Raw genomic sequence first — 18,447 nt, forward strand, 5'->3', positions numbered from 1 at the left:
CCCATGACGACCCCGCACCTCTCCTCGACCCTGCAAGCCCATCATCTGGTGTTCACGTCCGGGCAACTGGCATTCAATCAACAGGGCGTGATCGAAGGTGATATCACCGCGCAAACCCTGACCGTCATCGCACGCCTGCAAAGCATTCTAGAACCCCATGGCCTGGGTCTCGAAGACATCGTCAAGACCACCGTATTCATCACCCGCCGCGAAGACTTTGCAGCCTTCAACGCAGCCTATGCCCAGGCATTCGGCGCGCACAAACCCACCCGTTCGACGGTGATCGCCGGCCTGGCAGCCGACAACGCCCTCGTAGAAATCGAAGCCATCGCCCAGGTGCGGACATGAGTAGCATTGCGCGCAGAAAGCTAGACCCTGGCGCAGCGCGGGTGGTGGCCTTGATGCGCCAGACACCTGCCGTTGCGGGCGAGCCCAGTGCCGAACAGGCCCGAGCGGCGTTTCGCAACAGCCGCCTCGCCCTTGCTTCGCCAGCACCGCAGATTGCGGCGATTGAGGATCTGGTAGCACCTGGACCGGGTGGCGACATCCCGCTCAGGCTCTATCGCGGCATAGAGGCGCAAACCGGCAGTGCCCTGCCCGCGCTGCTGTTCTTTCATTCGGGAGGATGGGTTGTCGGTGACCTGGAAACCCACGACGTGGTCTGCCGCCAACTCGCCCTGCTGGCTCGCTGCATTGTGATTGCCGTGGACTACCGACTGGCGCCGGAACACAAGTTTCCCGCTGCGGTTGACGACGCCTTCGCGGCCTTGAATTTTGTCCGTGCACAGGCCCCGCACCTGGGCATTGATGCAAGCAAGCTGGCGGTTGGCGGAGACAGCGCCGGGGGTAACCTGGCGGCCGTAGTCGCGCTGATGGCCAAGGACGCCGACCATCCGCCCCTGGCGCTGCAGGCACTGATTTATCCGGCCACCGACTTCCACGGCAGCCATACCTCGCAACAGAAACTGGCGCTGGAGCCCCCCCTCACCGCTGCCACGCTGGCGTGGACCCAAGCCCAGTATCTGCGCACCGAGGCGGATCGCCTCGACTGGCGCGCATCACCGCTGCTGGCGACAGACCTGACTGGCGTGGCACCGACCTACCTGGTCACCTGCGGCTGCGATCCGCTGGAAGACGAAGGGCGCGACTATGGAGAACGCTTGCGTGAGGCCGGCGTGAGGGTCATCGAGCGGCATTTCCCGGGTCAGATCCATGGCTTTATCACCATGGGTCGCTTGATCCCTGAAACCACCGTGTTGATCGGGGAAATCGCCTGTGCGCTGGACGCCGCGTTCCACGCCGCCATTGATCATGGATTCGGCCCTCATGAGGACTGATCCATGAGACAGACGCTGAACAGCCTGGCGCAGCAATTGGCCAACGGCCAGACAACCAGTCGCGCGTTGGTGGAGCAATGCCTCGCGCGAATCGCAAATCCCCAGGGCGAGGGTCCGAGAGTCTTTCGACAGGTGCAGGCCGAGGCCGCGCTGGCCGAGGCCGGTCGCCAGGACGCACTGCGTCGCCAGGGTCTGTGCCCTTCACCCTATGCCGGCATTGCGATCTGTGTAAAGGACAACATGGACCTCCTCGGCCACCCCACGCGGGCAGGCTCGGTGGTATTGAACGACGTCCCGCCCGCCAAAGCCGATGCGCCGCTGATCACTCGCTTGAAAACCGCCGGGTTCATTGTGCTGGGGCAAACCCACATGAGCGAATTCGCTTACTCAGGGGTGGGACTCAACCCTCATCACGGCACGGCGAGTAACCCGTTCCAGCGGGAAATCGGCCTGATCCCGGGTGGCTCCTCTTCGGGGGCAGCGGTCGCCGTCAGCGACCAGATGGCCGCGGCGGCGATCGGTACTGACACCGGCGGCTCCTGCCGTATCCCGGCAGCGCTGTGCGGCGTGGTGGGCTACAAGCCCAGCGCCGCGCATATCAACAGGCAGGGCGTCCTGCCGTTGTCCACGACCCTGGACAGCGTCGGCCCGTTGGCGATGAGTGTCGACTGTTGCGAGATTCTTTATTCGATCATGTCTGGCCGAAGTATCGAACCTCGACCAATCGATGAAAAGCGGCCGTTGCGTTTGTTGGTGCCGCAATCGCTGGCCTCGCTGGACACTGATCAAACCGTCGCGGACGATTTCGAACGGGCGCTGATGCGGCTGCGGGCCGATGGCGTGCAGGTCGAGCGGCGAGAACTGACAGCCCTGGATTGCGTGCCTGCCCTGCATGCCAACGGCGGCTTCAGCGCCTATGAGTCCTGGCACTGGCATGCCCAACGTAGAGGATTGGATCGGTCTCGATACGACCCACGCGTGCTATCGCGCATTGATTCGGGCCGCCACATCACGCCAGAGCAATACCGCGAACTGCACCGTCTGCGTCACCGGTTCATCGCCGAGATTACCCAGTCACTGAGCGGCTTCGACCTGTTCGCAATGCCCACGACTCCGATCGTAGCGCCAGCCATCAGCGCCCTGGAAGATGAACCGGCGTATACCCGGTTCAATCGCCTGATGCTGCGAAATCCCGCGATGGTCAACCTGTTCGACGGATGCTCGATTTCCCTGCCCATGCACCGCCCCGGCCACGCGCCGACCGGTTTCATGCTATCCGGCCGCAATAATGTCGATCAGGTCTTGTTGCACCATGCCCGTCGAGTGGAGCGCCTGCTCAATCAGCAAGATCGCGCCTCACTGGCGGATTGACGCCAGGAGGCGACGGGCCTGTTCACCCAACAGCGCGATCAGGCTGTCGAGGATATGAGGGTGTGGCTCATTGGCCCGGGTCATGGCGAACAGCGTCACTGGCCATGAAGGCGTCAGGGTGCGTATCGCCGTGCGTTCGGGCGGCGCGCTGAGGGCGGTGAACGGGTCAACGACCGCGAGCCCCGTGCCGGACGCCACCAGCGCGCTCGCCAACGAGTAGGTCTGCACGCGAATGGCCGTCCGCGGTGGCGGATCAATGGTGTTCAGGTACAGACCCAGCTGGGCAAACAGAGGATCGGCATGGGACAACCCAATCAGCGGCGCATTACTGAGCTCCTCGACCGGCAACGGCAATGCTTGCTGTTGGGGCGTCCAATAGTCCCGTGGCGCCAACGCCACCAGGAAACTCTCGGCCAGGGGTTGCACATTCAAGCCCGGATGATCGGGGTAGCGCAGGGTCAGGCCGATATCGATTTCACGCATGAAAAGATTCTGCACCAGCTCCTGACTGTGCAGGCTGGCCAACTCGCACGAAGTGCCGGGATAGCGCCGAGACCATTCACTGATCAGGGTCGGCAACAACGAAAACGCCAGCGCCGGTGTTGCACCGATGCGCAAGGTCTGCCCGGGTTGGTGGCGCAGGTTCTCGGCCAGCCGCCGCACACCGTCGACACTGGCCGTCACCTTGTTCACTTCGCGCTCCAACTCAAGCGCTTCGGGCGTCACCAGAAGTTTGCCCTTGACCCGCAAAAACAAAGCGAAACCCAGCTGCGATTCGGCGTGCTGAAGGGTTTTGGTCACCGCGGGCTGGCTGATATGCAGCAGTTGGGCCGCCCCGCTGATGGAGCCCGCCTGGCGAATCGCCTGGAACACCTCGATATGTCTGAGTCGCATGTTTTTAACCCATAACCTTTATCTATACCCGGCCTATCTTTATTCATTATCGGCCCGCTGTCATGCCCATTACTGTGAAGCTTGCTTGCAGATAAGGAACGGCTCATGACTCAGCGTGTGTGCATCATCGGTGGTGGCGTGATTGGCCTGACGACAGCTTATGCCCTGGTGCGTCAAGGACTGCGGGTAAACCTGATCGATGCGCAACCAGACCTCGCCCGCCAGGCCAGCTTTGCCAACGGCGGGCAACTGTCCTATCGCTACGTGGCGCCACTGGCCGATGCTGGTGTGCCGTTGCAGGCCCTGGGCTGGATGCTGCAAGGTGACTCACCGCTCAAGCTGCGCCCGCGCATGGATCTGCGGCAGTGGCGCTGGATGATGGCTTTCCTCGGCGCCTGCCGAGGTTCGGTCAACCGTCGCAATGCAGAACAGCTTTACCGCCTGGCGCTGCAGAGCCAGCAGGTGCTGAACACCTGGCGCGAAGAAGACGCACTGGGGGAGTTCGGCTGGCGACGCAACGGCAAGCTGGTGACGTTCCGCTCCAGGAGCAGTTTTTCCCATGCCCGCACCCGGCTTTGCGAACCCCAGACCCAGCAGGTGCTAAGCCCGAACGAACTGTTCGATCTCGAGCCGACGCTGGCAAACGCGCCGTTTGTGGGTGGCATTTTTACCCCGGATGAAGAAGTCGGCGATTGCCATCAGTTCTGCCTGTTGCTGGCAGAGCGGTTGCGGGCTTCTGGGCTGTGCAACTTTATCCTCGGCCAAGCGGTAACGCGCATCCGCGAGGTCGGGGGCAAGGTGCAGGCGGTGGAACTAGGTGATCAGGTGCTGCCGGTGCAACAGCTGGTGTTGAGCACCGGTTATCGCAGCGCGGCACTGGCGCTGCCTGGCATGCGAATTCCGGTTTATCCGCTGAAGGGATACAGCCTGAGCGTCCCCATTCTGCCTGTGCATCAAGCGCCCGAGGTGAGTGTCACCGACTATGACCGCAAAGTCGTTTTCGCACGCCTCGGCCAGCAGTTGCGCGTCGCCGCCATGGTCGACATCGTCGGCTTCGATCCCTGCATCGACCGCCGAAGAATCGACAGCATTCGCCAGGCCGCTTCAGCACTCTTTCCCCACGGCGGCGATTACTCGCAGGCACTGGAATGGGCCGGCATGCGCCCGGCAACACCCAGCGGCGTGCCCATGGTGGGCACCACGCCGTACCGCAATTTATGGCTGAACCTGGGCCACGGCGCATTGGGCTTCACCCTTGCCTGTGCCAGCGCCCAGCGCTTGAGCGAGATGATCGCGGCCACGAAAACATCCAGGTGTGATGTAACACCCACTCCCCTAAAACAACAGCTGTAGCGCAAGCGTTTCAACCTTCACTGCCTATTAAAACAACATCCAGGTAGAGCGAAAACGTATGAAGAGTCTCAGTGAAACAAGCAGCAAAACGCAGAAGCTAATTTGCCTCAGCGCCCTGTTCCTGGCGTGGGCAGTCGGTTATGCCGACCGGATTGTGATGAGCACGGCGATCATCCCCATCGGCCAGGAATTTGCACTGGATGCACGGCAAGCGGGCATGGTGCTGAGTGCGTTTTATGTCAGTTACGCACTCACGCAACTGTTGGGTGGCTGGATGTCGGACCGCTATGGTTCACGCCTCGTGGTGGTGGGTTGTGTAATCGCATGGTCGGTGTTCACCGGCCTGACCAGTGTGGCGTGGTCCTTCGCGTCGCTACTGTTGATCCGCTTTCTCTTCGGTATGGGTGAGGGCTGCTTTTCACCGGCAAGTTCGGTGACCGTTGCCGAAGTGTTCCCCAAGCAGGAGCGCGCACGAGCCAAGTCCTTTCTGATTTCCACGGTATTTCTTGGCAATGCGGTCGGCTCAGGGCTGGTGGCGCTAGTTGTCGTCTATTGGGGCTGGCGTGAAGCATTCCAGTTGCTGGCGGGCGTGGGCCTGCTGGTGTCAGTGGTCTTGTGGCTGGCACTCAGGAGCGGCATCGCACAGCAACAGAAAACCAAAACCAAAACCATCCAGACGGGCAACCCTTTGCGCGAACTGATCCGCAACCCGGCGGCGCTCAAGCTCACGGCAATCTGGTTCTGCACCAGCATTCTCTACATTGGCATGATCTCCTGGATGCCGTCCTACCTCACGAAGCAATACCAGATCGACTTGCTGCATATCGGCCTGGCCTCCGCGATTCCCTACTTGATCGCATTCCTGGGTACCAACGCCGTGGGCTGGTTGCTCGACAAGGTCGGTCAAGACCGTGAACGACACTTCATGATGGGCGGCTCGTTGTGCTGCGCCATCTTTCTCTCGCTGATGATCAGCACCACTTCAATCACGTTGCTGGTGGTGTACTGGACCCTCTGCCTGCTGTCGTTCAACTTCATCTATGCCACGGTGTTTTCCGTGCCGCTCAAACGCTTTTCCTCGCACTTGATTGGCAGCACCACGGGGCTGATAAATTTCGGCGGACAGATGGCCGGCTCCGTCGCCCCGATCATCATGGGCAGCCTGATCGTAGCCTTCAACGGTTCCTACATGGCGGCCTTCTGGTTCCTTGTCGCCGCGGCCATGACGGCCTTTGTTATCGCCCTGACCTGGCGCAATCCCGCACCTATCCTCCAACAACAAGCAGGACAAGCACATGCGTAACGATCACCCGTTCGACCTCATCATTGAAGGCGGCATGGTCATAGACGGTAGCAAGGCACCTCGCTACCGCGCTGACCTGGGCATTATCGATGGGCGTATCAGCGCACTCGGGGACCTGTCGGCCTTCCAGGCCAACCAGCGTATCGATGCCACGGGCAAGGTGGTCGCACCGGGCTTCATCGACTCCCACACCCATGATGACCAGGCCGTGCTGTCCCAGCCCGACATGACGTTCAAGGTGTCCCAAGGGGTCACCACCGTGATCACCGGCAACTGCGGCATCAGCATTGCGCCATTGCGCCAGGACAGTGACTTGCCCTCGCCGCTCAACCTGCTAGATGACACCGACGGCGCGCGCTTTTCCACCTTCAAGGGCTATCTTGACGCGCTGCGCCAGTCCCCCTCGGCGGTCAACGTCGCGGCCATGGTCGGGCATTCCACCTTGCGCGTCATGACCATGGACTCGCTTGAACGCGCCGCGGACCCTACAGAGATCGGTGCCATGCAGGCGCTGCTGGAGGAGGCCCTGGTAGCGGGCGCAATCGGCATTTCCACCGGTACCTATTACCCACCGGCAGCACACGCCCCGACCCAGGAAATCATCGACGTCTGCAGGCCGCTAACCGGCAGTGGAGCACTCTACGTGACACACATGCGCGATGAGGCGGACAACACCCTGGCGTCACTGGAGGAGAGCTTTCATATCGGTCGAGAACTGGACAGCCCGGTGGTGATCTCCCACCACAAGCTGCAACGCCGGCAGAACTTCGGCAAATCGGTAATTACCTTGCCGATCATTCGCGAAGCAATGAAGTGCCAATGCATTGCTCTGGACTGCTACCCCTACAACGCCAGTTCGACCATGCTCCATACCGATCCGAATCGCTTGCAGGGGCGCGTATTGATTGCTTCCAGCGAGCCGCATCCCGAACACACCGGCCGCGACCTCGACGACATCGCCACCGAGTGGGGTGTCAGCAAGGTCGAGGCGGCCGCGCGCCTGCAGCCAGCCAGTGCGATCTACTTCGGCATGGATGAAGAAGACGTGCAGAATATTCTCGCCTTCGATGAAACCATGATCGGCTCCGACGGCATCCCAACGGGCGAGAAACCGCACCCGCGCCTTTGGGGCACCTTTCCTCGAATCCTAGGGCACTACAGCCGTGACCTCGGCCTGTTTGAGCTGGAAACGGCAGTCTGGAAGATGACCGGGCTGACCGCGCGCAATTTCAACCTCGACAAGCGCGGCATTCTTGCCGTGGGCAACCAAGCCGACATCGTGGTGTTCGACCCGCTGACCGTGCGCGACGTCGCCGACTATGACCACCCCACCGCACCTGCCGAAGGCATAGAGGTCGTCATCGTCAACGGTCAGGTCACCTGGAGAGAAGGCCGGCACCAGGGCGCCCGGGCCGGACATGTGATCACCCGGCGCAATAGCGACCTCACGGCATAAGGGCTGAGTCTCATGAAAACACTGCGCGTGACAAACGCCTTCTCACTTACACGCAGAACATCGGGTTCACTCTGCGCTATTGCCTGCCTCGGGCTGGCAGCCAATACCCAAGCGGTAAAAGCGAGTCCGGCACCTTCTGTATATGAAGCCTCGATCAGCGAGTTGCAGGCGGCAATGAGCGCCGGCACGATCAGCTCGCATGAGCTGGTGGAACAATACCTGGCAAGGATCAATGCTTACGATCAACAGGGGCCGGCGCTCAATGCCATGGTCAGTCTCAATCCGAACGCGCTGCTGGACGCAGAGCGCCTCGACGAAGAACGCCGCACGAAAGGGCCGCGCGGCCCGCTCCACGGGATCCCTATCGTGGTCAAGGACAACTACGACACCGCTGACATGCCAACGTCCGGCGGCACCCTAGCACTCGCCAATCTACGGCCCACCGCCGATGCCTACCAGGTGCAGCGATTACGCGCGGCCGGGGCGGTCATCATTGGCAAGACGACGATGCACGAGCTGGCTGCCGGTGTCACCACGGTGTCTTCCTTGACGGGTTATACCCGCAACGCCTACGACCCGACTCGCGCACCGGGAGGCTCCAGCGGAGGCACCGCCGTGGCAGTGGCCGCCAGTTTCGCTGCCGCCGGTATGGGCAGTGATACCTGCGGCTCCATACGGATTCCCGCGGCCTATCAGAATCTGGTGGGGCTGCGCACTACCCGAGGTCTAGCCAGCCGCAGCGGCGTGATGCCGCTGTCCTCGACGCAGGATGTAGCAGGTCCCATGGCGCGCACTGTTTCGGACCTGGCAGTCATGCTAGACGCCACTGTCGGCAGCGATGCCAGCGACCCTTCCACCGCTGATGCCAATCGGCATATTCCCCCGTCCTATCTCAAGGCACTCAAGGCCGATAGCTTGAAAGGTGCGAGAATAGGCGTGATTCGCGGGCTATTTGGAAACGCCCCCGAGGACATGGAGGTGGCTCAGGTCATTGACAAGGCGCTGGACCAACTCAAGACCGAGGGCGCCACCGTGGTCGAAATCTCGATCCCGGAGCTGGACGAATTGCTGCGTGACAGCAGCATTATCCCCTACGAATTCAAGTACGACCTGGCCGCTTATCTCGCCAAGCATCCCGGAGCTCCCGTGAACAGCCTGAGCCAGATACTTGCTCAAGGCATGGATCATCTGTTGCTCGATCCTGGCCTGCGGGTTCGCGATGCTGTCGACCTGGAAAAAGCCAGTGACCAGGAAGCGTTGAAAAAGGTTCTGCAAAAACGCGAGGCGCTAAAGCTCCTGATAACCCGGCATCTGCATGACCAGCATTTGAATGCCTTGGCCTACCCAACCATTCAACGCAAGCCTGCGCTGATCGGAGAACCGCAGTTCGGCGCCACGAACTGCCAGCTGAGTGCCAGCACCGGTCTACCCGCTATCGCGCTGCCAGCGGGCTGGACAACCGATCAGTTGCCGGTGGGACTGGAGTTGCTGGGAAACGAATTTTCCGAGTCCGAACTGCTGAATCTTGCCTATGGTTGGGAGCGCAGCACCCAGCCACGTCACCCGCCCTTCACCACCCCGCCGCTGGAGGCGGGAAAAGCCCCTGCGCTGATGAAGTTCCAGGCAACCCCACTCACCACCCGCATTGCCTCTGTCGAAGTGAACTTCGACTACGACAGGCTCACGGGCAAACTCGCTTACACCGCTCATGCACGCAACATTCCCCGCGATCAGGTCATAGGTGTAACGCTTGCACGCAGCCTCGACGAAAGGCCTGGGCCGATTATATGGAACTTGCTTAAACCGCATATGACCTATGCGAGCGACAGCTTGATTCTCAAGGCAAGGGATCGAGAAGAGCTGTTGGCAGGACGCCTGCGTGTGCAGCTTTATACCCTGGACTCACCCCTTGGGGTGGGGGCAATGGCGGTGCGTGAATTGCAGATATCGCAGAAGTAGGTGATATGAATCCTGAATGTCAGTGATTCGCGCGCTGAGTGAATCCAGTCTTACGCGACAGGTAGCAATCAGGTCGAAAGCGGACGCCCGTATCTCTTCAGTACGGGTCGCACAAACGATCTATCGAAAGCCCGTGGCCATCGCTGGAACTACCAAGGCTGCCGACCATGACTTCCAAAAAATCCACCGGTAGGGCCGTCAGAACCAAGTAATGCCATCTTGATGGCAGTAGCCGCTCCTTCTTCAGGCGATAGTACGCCCGAGTTACCATTGAGATCAGTTCGGACGTGCCCTGGCTCAACTGCGTTCACCTTGATACCAAACGGCTCCAGTTCCTTTGAGAAGGAAACCGTCACAGCATTGAGTGCGACTTTGGACGAGGTGTAGTCGAGTAGATTAACGGTGGAGTAGATTGAGGTCGGATCGGTGATCAGTGCCAAAGAACCCACTCCGCTGCTCATCATTACGATCCGGGCTTGAACAGCAGCCTTCAATAGCGGCAAGAACGCCTGCGTAACACGAACAGGCCCGAATAGATTGACCTCGTAAACAGCTTTCATATCCTCCATCCGTACCTCGCTGGGCGCTTTGGTCATGTCGACCGCGATCCCTGCGTTGTTAACGAGAATATCTAGCGCACTAATCTCGCAGGCAAGCTTCACAGCAGCACGCTGTACGCTCGCCTCGTCTGCCACGTCCAATTCAAGCATTCCTGCGCAGAGTCCCTCACCACGCAACTGAGCCACGGCCTGCTTTCCCCGGAGACGATCACGAGCGCCAATCCATACAAAAAAACCAGCTTTGGCGAGCCCTTGGGCGATGGCCAGACCGATCCCTTTGTTTGCGCCGGTGACTAACGCTTGTCGTTTGTTGTTCACTTTGTAATTCCTCAATGGACTCGTGCTTGTTGCATTTGCCAAACAGGCACTTTGGCTTTCGCGCTCAATGCGGACCAGGATGTGACTACTCGTCTCATGCCCGCCCATTCAGCCAAGACGGGCATGAGCCGAGGCTGCTTTTACGCAGGCTGCGCAGCAGTTTCGCTTTGAGGCACCTTGACGTGGTGCTGTAGGTCACCGGCAAAGCGCAACGTCACCTCACGACGAGTGAATCGCCACTCCCCATCATGCAACTGGAACTGATCGAGGTACTTGCCCGCACAAATGGGCTGCAAAGGAAAACCGTCGAGTTGCTGATGCACCGTGTAATAGCTTGCCGAAGTGGCCTTATCGCCTGAAGAAGACACGTCGATCAGCACATTGGTGATCGAATGCCACGTGCGAGGCGTGCCGTCGGCATGAACCTGAAGGCCCGCTTCGAAGAACCTCAAAAGCCCCTCTACCGAGGATGCTTCGTTGCCAAGAACATGAATCACCGCATGCTGAAGCACCTCGGCCACACCAGCGAAATCTCCGCTGTCGAGATGATGGATGTAAGTGGCATGTAAGCGATGAATTGCACTTTCAGCTGCGAGGCGTGCAAGGAGTTCCGGTTGATTACTCATGACTTTCTCCAAGGGAATAGCTCTTAAATAGAGGAGGTGCAGCGTTGGCCACACGGTTGACGCGCTCAGCACAGGGCCTTGGCTGTGAGCCAATACGACTTCTGAAGAACTCAAGTTTTGGTGCGTGGGTCGCCAACATCTTGGCCAGCGGGGAGCAGCTCGACGCTAGACGCGTGTACACCTGTGTTAACGTTGAGCAATTAGCTGCGAGGCGGATTAGCTCTGCGACGCCCCACCATCAGCGAACAATTCCACGCCGTTGACATAGCTGGCTGCGTCACTGGCAAGGAACGCCACGGCGGCGCCAATTTCATGGGCTTGGCCGATACGCCCGATAGTGCTTTTTTCACTCAGGGACTTGATCACTTCATCAGCGTGCTCCGCGAGCATATTGCGCAGCGACTGCGTATCCACCGGGCCGGGGCTTAATAGGTTGATGCGTACCCCGCTGCCTTTGATGTCGAGCGTCCAGCTTCTCACCAGCGTTCGCAGCGCCGCTTTGGTCGCGCCGTACACACTCAAGCCGGGGCCGGGATCGATGGAAGCCGTTGAACCGATGATGACAATACTGCTGCCCTTTGCCATGAGCGGCAGCGCTTCCTGAACGGTGAAAGTCACGCCCTTCACGTTAGTACTGAACACGCGGTCGAAATACGCTTCGGTGATCCTGCCCAGCGGGGCGATCTCGCCCATACCGGCGTTGGCGACTAGCACATCGATCCGACCATGACGATGCTTGATTTCGGCGAACAACACCGCCAGATCGGCCAATACCGAGACATCCGCAACCACCGCGCTGGCCCGCTCTCCTAGTTTCGAGAGCGCCTCGTTCAGCTGCTCCTGCCGACGCCCCGTAATCACCACAGTGGCGCCCTGCCCCGCCAGCTCTTGGGCGATAGCGAGGCCCAATCCTGAAGACCCTCCGGTGACGAGAACGACTTTGTCCTGGAACTGCATGCTGATGCTCCTGCGTGTGCTGAGGAAGGATGAATTTATATAGCGAACACTACATAGCGCCAGCGAGCAACGCAAGCTATTTAGTGATTGCTATATAAGTCCGGCATTCAGCGCCAGTGCAGTTGCTCTGTCATATAGCGACCGCTACACTCGCGACCACACCGATGAGATCGCCATGACCGACAAAATTCGCCAACGCCGTCCAGCTTTCGACAGAGAGGCTGGAGTCGCCATCGCCCAGGCCATGTTCCACGAGCACGGCTTTGACGCGGTGAGCCTCACGGATCTGGTCGAAGCTATGGATATCAAACCGCCCAGCTTCTACGCTGCGTATGGCAGCAAGGCCGAGTTGTTCGAGAAGGCGATGCTGCGTTACGCCGGCGAGCATGCCCTGCCGCTCGACAAACTGCTGGCACCTGATCGGCCAGTGCCTGAAGCTCTTGCCGCTTTGCTGGTCGCGGCAGCGAAGCAGTACGGAAAAGACCCTGTCTTGCGAGGCTGCATGATCACGGAGGGTATGCGTGCGGACGACGAGGTCGCCCGCAATATGGCGCAAACCTTGGCCGATGGGGGCGTTAAAGCGATCCGGGATTATCTTGACCGAGCGCTTCCCGATAAAGCGCAATGCCTTACCGATTATCTTTCGATCACCTTGCGCGGGCTATCAGCCGCCGCGTGCAATGGCATGCCCCGCAAACGGCTGATTGAGGTTGCGCAGACGGCGGGGCGTTTCATTGCTCAAGAGCTGGCTAGCTCGCAGGCTGGATAGCTGCCAGTCCGGGATCATAGTCCCGACAATGTCACTGGCGAACCCAACGCCGCTTGCTCTAGATAGAAGATGTTTATCACCCAGATTTAGCCATGCAAGTCAGTACCCCACACCACGAACACCGCCCGAAGCTCGAATGGATTCGCCCGTCACCCAATGCGAGTCCTCGGACGCCAAAAAAACGGCCAATGGTGCGATGTCCTCAGGCTCCCCAAAACGTCCCAGCGGGGTTCCAGCCACCAGTTTTTCTCCGAACTCACCGGCAAAATTCCCATCAGTCGCCGGGGTGTTCGTGTGCCCTGGCAGAATCGAATTAACCCTGATGCCGCGCGCGCCCAACTCTCTGGCCAGTGCGAAGGTCAAGGTATCGACCGCGCCCTTGGTCGCCGAGTACACACTCGACGCCAGATAGGGGTCGGTACTGAGAATCGAGCTGATATTGATGATGCTGCCGTTCGACCCAAGCAGTTTGACCGCCTCGCGCACCGCCAGCAGATAGCCCAGCACGTTCAGGTTGAATTGCTTATGGAAAGCTTCTTCGGTCAGGTCATCGATCATCTCGAACACTGCCACACCGGCATTGTTGACCAGAATATCCAGCGTGCCGTAGGTCGCACGGACCGTTTCAAACAGGCGCACCACATCTGCCGCCTGACTCATGTCGGCTTGCACGGCGAGCGCTGATCCGCCGTTGGCCTCGATCCCGGCAACCACAGCATCGGCATCCGCCTGGCTGGTGGCGTAATTGATGATGACAGTTGCGCCCTGCGCAGCCAAAGCCTTGGCAATCCCGGCGCCGATGCCTTTGGATGCGCCAGTGACCACCGCTATTTTTCCTTCGAGTTTCATGACGTGCCCTTTTGAAGTTGCCTGACAGGTGGCTGCGTCGCGCTTGGGTCATGAAAACCGTAAGGCAACGCGCCGCTTGCCATCAGTATTCAGGTAGCGAGGGCGCCGACGTTTGCCGGTTAATCGCACATGCTTGCCTATTCTTCTCAGTTGGCTTGCCATGCGTTGGGATATGGCTCACGGTGGGCGGCATGGAACAATCAATGGCAGAACTGCGCAGCATCGTGATGCGCGCGCAAGACAAGTGGACCGAGACCGGGCTACCCCGCGTAGCGATGGTGCGTGCCGAGGCCTGTGCGAGTCAGGTCTATCAACCGATGCTGCATCTGGTACTCCAGGGCACCAAGACCTTGTCGATTGGGGAGGAAGTTTCCAGGTATTCGGCAGGCCAGTATTTTCTGGTGCCTTTGGATGTGCCTGCCACGGGACAGATTCATGCAGACGCGGTCGACCGGCCCTATCTGGCGGTCAGTCTGACGCTGGACCCGGATGTGATCGCCACGCTGTTGATGGACGAAGGCAAGACGCCGAGGCCAGCGCAGAGTACCTGTTTTGAAGGCGTTCTGGCGCCTGCACAAATGATCGATGCGTGGCTGCGCATGATGCGTCTCATGGATCATCCCCACGAGGCTGCGATCCTGGCGCCGATGATCGAACGGGAGATCCTGTTCCGCGCCTTGCTGGGACCGTTGGGTGGTATTTTGCGCGACGTCGCGCGTCCGGATGGGCGGATGACGCAGATCCGCCGCGTCACCCAATGGATTCGTGACCACTACACAGAGCCGTTTCGGGTAGAGCCGCTGGCACTCATGGCAGACATGAGCGTTGCCGCTTTCTACCGGCACTTCAAATCAGTGACGGCCATGACGCCGATCCAGTACCAGAAACGCCTGCGCTTGCTCAGGGCGCGCTGGCTGCTGCTGTTCGACACGCTGGACGCGACGTCAATCGCCTATGCCGTGGGCTATGAAAGCGCCTCGCAATTCAACCGTGAATACACAAGACTGTTTGGCCTGCCTCCTGCGCGGGATGCGGCGAGATTCAAGTCTCCCCTACCGGCCACAGGCTGACAGCGCTCGGTTGAGCCGCCTCAGAAATCGCTGATCTGCGTACCTCGAATACTCTCGGCAAACCCACCGCCGAAGACGTTAGCGGGTGTGGCGAACCCCGACAGACGTTCACCTTCCAACACCCGCCGCGCCGCCTCCACTGCGGCCAGTGGCGTATAGGAATAGCCGTTCACGGTCTCGATCACAGATCGCGCGATTGCTCCGTCAACGCCAATGACCTCAACCAATGCTCGGGCGCGATGGGCCTCCCGTTCCTCAGAAGTCGGGCCATCGGGCAGTTGCGACAGATCGCCTTCTGGAAACGCATCCCCTGAGATGTGCACGAACATCGCGATGTTCGGGATGCCGGTCGAATGCCAGCCCGTCACCAGATCACCAAACGACAGCGGCACACAGAGGACCGGGCCGTCACCGAAGTCGAAATGTCGCGGCGTTGCATCAGGTGTCGCGACCAACTCGCCGTCGATCCTCGCCAGCACCCCTGCCGCCATGATTTCGCTGACGCTCATGGCCGAGCCACGGGACATCGAGCCTGGCACCTGAAGCGCAATGCTCAGCGCGAAAGGCTGTTCGACACGCTTGGCGACATGCACTGCCAGCGAATCGGTCGGCACGACGTCCCAACCCACCCCCGGCAGGAGCATGACCTGATGTGAAGCGGCTTCTGCGCCCAGCCGCTCGGCCAGCCGATAGACGTTGATCTCGGCCGTGATGTCCAGGTAGTCGACCCCGGCCTTGATACAGGCACGCATCAACGGCTCTGCGGTGTGCGCAAAAGGGCCGGCGAAATTGAGCAGGACAGAGATACCGGACAACGCGCCTGTCGCATCCGCGTCGGCATCGAACACCCGAAACGGCACGTCCAGTTGTGCAGCGAGTTCGGTAAGACGCACGTGATCGCGCCCGGCGATTTCGAACGGCAGGCCCAACGCCATCGCCCGTTCAGCGGCCATGCGACCGGTATAGCCGGTGGCGCCGTAGATCAGAAGAATGCTCATTGGACGTGCTGCCATTTCTTATAAACGAATTCGAGGCTGTACCCGTCCGGGTCCAGCACATTGGCGGCGTAGTAATCCGGGTCGTAATGCAGACGCACACCTGGCGCGCCGTTATCGATCGCGCCTTCTTTCATCGCTGCGGCGTAGGCGGCGTCCACCTCAGCCTTGCTCTTGGCGACGAAACCTACATGGGCGGCCCGTCCTTCAACGATCCCCTTACGCAGCCAGAAAAACATCCGGCTATTGGCGCCGAAGCCTTTGAGGTCGGGATGGCCGGGCGGGCCGTCCTTGCCGTCGTAGTCGAGGCGCGCGGTAATGCCCAACGGGGTCAACGCCGCTTCATAGAACCGGATGGAAAGGGTGATGTCGCTGACCGACAAAAAGACATGATCCAGCACTGCGTACTCCTCAAATGGTGTAGCTGCCGGCGGCTCAGATGTTGTAGCCGCCACCGACTTCGATGGTCTGGGCGTTGATCCAGCCGCCATCCTGTGACAGCAAGCTGGCTATCACGCGTGCGACGTCCTCCGGTTCACCTACCCTGCCGAGCGCAGTCTGCCCCGCCAGCAAGGCCTCGAACTCGTCGTTCAAGCCGCCGCCAAGCTCCGTGCGAATGGCGCCGGGGGACACGGCGTTGGCCCGAATCCGTCGTTCGCCAAACTCCTTGGCCATGTAACGGGTGAGCACTTCCAGCCCGCCCTTGAACGCTGCGTAAGGCGCCACACCCGCCGTGGCGACGCGGGTGGTCGCGCTGGAGAGGTTGACGATACTCGCGCCGTCCGCCAGCAGCGGCAGCAATGTCTGCGTGAGGAAGAACGGGCCTTTGAGATGCACATTGAACAGGCCGTCAAACTGCGCTTCGCTGACGCTGGCCAAGGGGTTGAACAGGCCAAACCCGGCATTGTTGACCAAGCCATTCAGCGTGGTGACGTCCCAGGTTTCACGCAGGGCAAGTGCCACCGACTCGCGAAACCCGGAGAAGCTTGCAACGTCAGACACATCGAGCTTGAGCGCAACCGCCCTGCCTCCCGCGTGCTCAATGCGCTCAACGACAGAAGCGGCCGCTTGCGGATGACTGTTGTAGGTCAGGATGACGCCCATGCCCCGTTGAGCAATATGCTCGGCGGCGCTGGCCCCGATGCCGCGGCTTCCTCCTGTAATGACGATAACGCTCATGTGCTGTCCCTCAGTGCTTCGAATGGGAACTCAGCGTACTGATCACCGTGGCACTGAACGCACCCGTTTCTGTTCAAAACCTGCCTGTTTCTGCTTTTTACTTGCAGCACACTTGCGTCTGCCCTCAGCATGCCTGGCATGGACAATCAACTGAACGAACTCAGGTCACTCGCGGCCAAGGCTGAAAATCGGCGAACCGAAACCGGCATTCCTCGCGTGGCCATGGTCAAGGGCAAGATCCCCGAACACATGCTCGCGGCGGTCTATGACCCGATGATCAACGTGATTCTGCAAGGCAGCAAAAGCATGACCGTGGGCGACCGCACGCTGCGCTATGACCCTGCGACCTACTTCGTCATGTCCATCGACCTGCCTGCCGTAGGTTCGGTGCACCCCGCCGAAACTGGGGAGCCCTATCTGGCCGTCAGCCTGACACTCGACCCAACGGTGTTGTCTACCCTGTTCGCCGAGCTGCCCAAACCTGCCAATCGCGTCGACGCCCACTCCGGGTTTTCGGTTGCATCGATGACCACTGAACTCATGGACGCCTGGGTTCGAATGTTGAGGCTGATGGGTGACGCCGATGCCATCGCAGCCTTGGCCCCGGTGTACGAGCGGGAGATTATTTTCCGCGTGCTTCAGGGCCCTCTTGGCTGGATGTTGCGAGAGATCGCGGCGCCCGACAGCGCGATGGCCCGTGTCAACCTGGCGGTTCAGTGGATCCGACAGGACTTCGCCCAGCCCATTGGAGTCGAGCGCTTGGCCGAGCGGGCGTCGATGAGCGTCTCGGCCTTCCATCGCCACTTCAAGGCCGTGACCAACCTGAGCCCGTTGCAGTATCAGAAGCGCGTGCGCCTGCTCCAGGCCAGAACACTGATGGTGGCCAATGCGAAGAGTGTCATGGCGGCTGCTTTCGAGGTCGGCTATGAAAGCGCGACGCAGTTCAGCCGTGACTACGCGAAGGTGTTTGGCCTGCCTCCGTCGCAGGATGCGAGCAGGATCCATGGGCAGGCGAGAGTGATAGCAGGAAGTTGAGCGGAATGCCGCAGCTAGCTCTGGCTGGCAGCTATCGGCCCAGAGTGTGCCCCCCCCAAACCCTTGCTATGATTCCCAAAGATTTCATCGCAAGGATTGCCCATGAAGCGCTTCATCCAAGGTGAGCATCGAGGTCAGAGCACCTTACTTCCCGAAAGTCTGGACGATTACGTCAGCGACACCAACCCGGTGCGTGTTGTTGATGTCTTCGTCGATGAACTTGACCTGATCACCTTGGGCTTTGAAAACGCCGAACCGGCTGAAACGGGTCGTCCGGGGTATCACCCTGCCGTCATGCTGAAAATCTACATCTACGGCTATCTCAACCGCATGAGCGGGAAGCCCAGCGCAATGTCGAGCGGATGTGGCTGACCGGGCGCCTGATGCCGGATTTCAAAACCATCGCCAACTTCCGC

18 protein-coding genes and 1 pseudogene are annotated in these 18,447 nt (G+C 60.2%); 11 read left to right on the top strand and 8 right to left on the bottom strand.

Features of this window, described 5'->3' with window-relative positions; all coding sequences use genetic code 11:
* Window positions 1-3: 3 nt before the first annotated feature.
* The 3 genes from BMY73_RS16280 to BMY73_RS16290 are packed head-to-tail and all read left to right on the top strand — an operon-like array spanning window position 4 to window position 2,708.
* The gene (locus BMY73_RS16280) at window positions 4-348 is read left to right on the top strand and encodes a RidA family protein (protein WP_008054649.1); all 345 of its coding nucleotides are present in this window, start codon (window positions 4-6) and stop codon (window positions 346-348) included.
* The gene (locus BMY73_RS16285) at window positions 345-1,337 is read left to right on the top strand and encodes an alpha/beta hydrolase (protein ID WP_062383876.1); all 993 of its coding nucleotides are present in this window, start codon (window positions 345-347) and stop codon (window positions 1,335-1,337) included. Before BMY73_RS16280 ends, BMY73_RS16285 begins: the two co-directional genes overlap by 4 nt.
* Window positions 1,338-1,340: 3 nt before the next feature.
* Window positions 1,341-2,708 carry an amidase gene (locus tag BMY73_RS16290; protein ID WP_092408361.1) on the top strand — a complete coding sequence of 456 codons (1,368 nt, stop codon included), beginning with the start codon at window positions 1,341-1,343 and terminating at the stop codon, window positions 2,706-2,708.
* Here the strand turns inward: BMY73_RS16290 and BMY73_RS16295 are convergent.
* On the bottom strand, window positions 2,694-3,602 hold the full coding sequence (locus BMY73_RS16295; protein WP_062383881.1) for a LysR family transcriptional regulator: 909 nt from the start codon (window positions 3,600-3,602) through the stop codon (window positions 2,694-2,696). The two genes, BMY73_RS16290 and BMY73_RS16295, sit on opposite strands and share 15 nt — an antisense overlap.
* Before the next feature lie 105 nt (window positions 3,603-3,707).
* Here BMY73_RS16295 and BMY73_RS16300 point away from each other — a divergent pair, with 105 nt between their 5' ends.
* The 4 genes from BMY73_RS16300 to BMY73_RS16315 are packed head-to-tail and all read left to right on the top strand — an operon-like array spanning window position 3,708 to window position 9,673.
* Window positions 3,708-4,955, top strand: coding sequence for a D-amino acid dehydrogenase (locus BMY73_RS16300; RefSeq protein WP_092408363.1), 1,248 nt, complete (start codon window positions 3,708-3,710; stop codon window positions 4,953-4,955).
* Between the two features lie 58 nt (window positions 4,956-5,013).
* On the top strand, window positions 5,014-6,258 hold the full coding sequence (locus tag BMY73_RS16305) for an MFS transporter (RefSeq protein WP_062383887.1): 1,245 nt from the start codon (window positions 5,014-5,016) through the stop codon (window positions 6,256-6,258).
* Window positions 6,251-7,714: an N-acyl-D-amino-acid deacylase family protein gene (locus BMY73_RS16310; RefSeq protein WP_062383890.1), complete on the top strand. Its 1,464-nt coding sequence runs from the start codon at window positions 6,251-6,253 to the stop codon at window positions 7,712-7,714. Before BMY73_RS16305 ends, BMY73_RS16310 begins: the two co-directional genes overlap by 8 nt.
* A 12-nt stretch (window positions 7,715-7,726) precedes the next feature.
* A complete protein-coding gene (locus BMY73_RS16315; RefSeq protein ID WP_256571189.1) occupies window positions 7,727-9,673 on the top strand; it encodes an amidase in 1,947 nt (648 codons plus the stop codon).
* A gap of 149 nt (window positions 9,674-9,822) precedes the next feature.
* Here BMY73_RS16315 and BMY73_RS16320 read toward each other — a convergent pair whose 3' ends face one another.
* From BMY73_RS16320 to BMY73_RS16330, 3 genes are all read right to left on the bottom strand, one after another.
* Entirely contained in the window at window positions 9,823-10,551 is a 729-nt protein-coding gene (locus BMY73_RS16320) for an SDR family oxidoreductase (protein WP_175500196.1), read from the bottom strand.
* 140 nt (window positions 10,552-10,691) lie between these two features.
* Window positions 10,692-11,177, bottom strand: a complete 486-nt coding sequence (locus BMY73_RS16325; RefSeq protein ID WP_062383899.1) for a nuclear transport factor 2 family protein — start codon at window positions 11,175-11,177, stop codon at window positions 10,692-10,694.
* 216 nt (window positions 11,178-11,393) lie between these two features.
* Window positions 11,394-12,134, bottom strand: coding sequence for an SDR family NAD(P)-dependent oxidoreductase (locus BMY73_RS16330; protein ID WP_062383901.1), 741 nt, complete (start codon window positions 12,132-12,134; stop codon window positions 11,394-11,396).
* Between the two features lie 175 nt (window positions 12,135-12,309).
* On the opposite strand from BMY73_RS16330, the gene BMY73_RS16335 reads away from it, so the two are divergent.
* On the top strand, window positions 12,310-12,903 hold the full coding sequence (locus tag BMY73_RS16335; RefSeq protein ID WP_062383904.1) for a TetR/AcrR family transcriptional regulator: 594 nt from the start codon (window positions 12,310-12,312) through the stop codon (window positions 12,901-12,903).
* A 99-nt stretch (window positions 12,904-13,002) separates the two neighbouring features.
* Here BMY73_RS16335 and BMY73_RS16340 read toward each other — a convergent pair whose 3' ends face one another.
* Window positions 13,003-13,752 carry a glucose 1-dehydrogenase gene (locus tag BMY73_RS16340; RefSeq protein ID WP_092408367.1) on the bottom strand — a complete coding sequence of 250 codons (750 nt, stop codon included), beginning with the start codon at window positions 13,750-13,752 and terminating at the stop codon, window positions 13,003-13,005.
* A 203-nt stretch (window positions 13,753-13,955) separates the two neighbouring features.
* Here BMY73_RS16340 and BMY73_RS16345 point away from each other — a divergent pair, with 203 nt between their 5' ends.
* The gene (locus BMY73_RS16345) at window positions 13,956-14,822 is read left to right on the top strand and encodes an AraC family transcriptional regulator (RefSeq protein WP_175500198.1); all 867 of its coding nucleotides are present in this window, start codon (window positions 13,956-13,958) and stop codon (window positions 14,820-14,822) included.
* A gap of 20 nt (window positions 14,823-14,842) precedes the next feature.
* On the opposite strand, the gene BMY73_RS16350 is transcribed toward BMY73_RS16345, so the two are convergent.
* Genes BMY73_RS16350 through BMY73_RS16360 form a run of 3 tightly spaced genes read right to left on the bottom strand, consistent with a single transcriptional unit; the run spans window position 14,843 to window position 16,996 of the window.
* Complete coding sequence (locus BMY73_RS16350) at window positions 14,843-15,820, bottom strand: saccharopine dehydrogenase family protein (RefSeq protein WP_092408371.1); 978 nt, start codon at window positions 15,818-15,820, stop codon at window positions 14,843-14,845.
* The gene (locus tag BMY73_RS16355) at window positions 15,817-16,218 is read right to left on the bottom strand and encodes a VOC family protein (RefSeq protein ID WP_092408373.1); all 402 of its coding nucleotides are present in this window, start codon (window positions 16,216-16,218) and stop codon (window positions 15,817-15,819) included. Before BMY73_RS16355 ends, BMY73_RS16350 begins: the two co-directional genes overlap by 4 nt.
* A gap of 34 nt (window positions 16,219-16,252) precedes the next feature.
* Window positions 16,253-16,996 (bottom strand): SDR family NAD(P)-dependent oxidoreductase, encoded by a 744-nt coding sequence (locus BMY73_RS16360; protein ID WP_092408375.1) that lies wholly within the window; start codon window positions 16,994-16,996, stop codon window positions 16,253-16,255.
* 138 nt (window positions 16,997-17,134) lie between these two features.
* Here BMY73_RS16360 and BMY73_RS16365 point away from each other — a divergent pair, with 138 nt between their 5' ends.
* Together BMY73_RS16365 and BMY73_RS16370 are read left to right on the top strand one after the other, a co-directional pair.
* Complete coding sequence (locus BMY73_RS16365; RefSeq protein ID WP_062383919.1) at window positions 17,135-18,031, top strand: AraC family transcriptional regulator; 897 nt, start codon at window positions 17,135-17,137, stop codon at window positions 18,029-18,031.
* Between the two features lie 102 nt (window positions 18,032-18,133).
* A pseudogene (locus BMY73_RS16370) lies at window positions 18,134-18,447 on the top strand (transposase); the annotation flags it as partial.

It is taken from the genome of Pseudomonas sp. NFACC02, assembly GCF_900110765.1.
GTDB lineage: Bacteria > Pseudomonadota > Gammaproteobacteria > Pseudomonadales > Pseudomonadaceae > Aquipseudomonas.

What these genes read in the sequence shown, in the direction of transcription:
- BMY73_RS16290 (WP_092408361.1), top strand. Translation starts at nt 1,341, where the DNA reads ATGAGACAGACGCTGAACAGCCTGGCGCAGCAATTGGCCAACGGCCAG.
- BMY73_RS16295 (WP_062383881.1), bottom strand. Translation starts at nt 3,602, where the DNA reads ATGCGACTCAGACATATCGAGGTGTTCCAGGCGATTCGCCAGGCGGGC.
- BMY73_RS16285 (WP_062383876.1), top strand. Translation starts at nt 345, where the DNA reads ATGAGTAGCATTGCGCGCAGAAAGCTAGACCCTGGCGCAGCGCGGGTG.
- BMY73_RS16340 (WP_092408367.1), bottom strand. Translation starts at nt 13,752, where the DNA reads ATGAAACTCGAAGGAAAAATAGCGGTGGTCACTGGCGCATCCAAAGGC.
- BMY73_RS16345 (WP_175500198.1), top strand. Translation starts at nt 13,956, where the DNA reads ATGGCAGAACTGCGCAGCATCGTGATGCGCGCGCAAGACAAGTGGACC.
- BMY73_RS16300 (WP_092408363.1), top strand. Translation starts at nt 3,708, where the DNA reads ATGACTCAGCGTGTGTGCATCATCGGTGGTGGCGTGATTGGCCTGACG.
- BMY73_RS16360 (WP_092408375.1), bottom strand. Translation starts at nt 16,996, where the DNA reads ATGAGCGTTATCGTCATTACAGGAGGAAGCCGCGGCATCGGGGCCAGC.
- BMY73_RS16365 (WP_062383919.1), top strand. Translation starts at nt 17,135, where the DNA reads ATGGACAATCAACTGAACGAACTCAGGTCACTCGCGGCCAAGGCTGAA.
- BMY73_RS16325 (WP_062383899.1), bottom strand. Translation starts at nt 11,177, where the DNA reads ATGAGTAATCAACCGGAACTCCTTGCACGCCTCGCAGCTGAAAGTGCA.
- BMY73_RS16305 (WP_062383887.1), top strand. Translation starts at nt 5,014, where the DNA reads ATGAAGAGTCTCAGTGAAACAAGCAGCAAAACGCAGAAGCTAATTTGC.
- BMY73_RS16350 (WP_092408371.1), bottom strand. Translation starts at nt 15,820, where the DNA reads ATGAGCATTCTTCTGATCTACGGCGCCACCGGCTATACCGGTCGCATG.
- BMY73_RS16280 (WP_008054649.1), top strand. Translation starts at nt 4, where the DNA reads ATGACGACCCCGCACCTCTCCTCGACCCTGCAAGCCCATCATCTGGTG.
- BMY73_RS16330 (WP_062383901.1), bottom strand. Translation starts at nt 12,134, where the DNA reads ATGCAGTTCCAGGACAAAGTCGTTCTCGTCACCGGAGGGTCTTCAGGA.
- BMY73_RS16310 (WP_062383890.1), top strand. Translation starts at nt 6,251, where the DNA reads ATGCGTAACGATCACCCGTTCGACCTCATCATTGAAGGCGGCATGGTC.
- BMY73_RS16335 (WP_062383904.1), top strand. Translation starts at nt 12,310, where the DNA reads ATGACCGACAAAATTCGCCAACGCCGTCCAGCTTTCGACAGAGAGGCT.
- BMY73_RS16315 (WP_256571189.1), top strand. Translation starts at nt 7,727, where the DNA reads ATGAAAACACTGCGCGTGACAAACGCCTTCTCACTTACACGCAGAACA.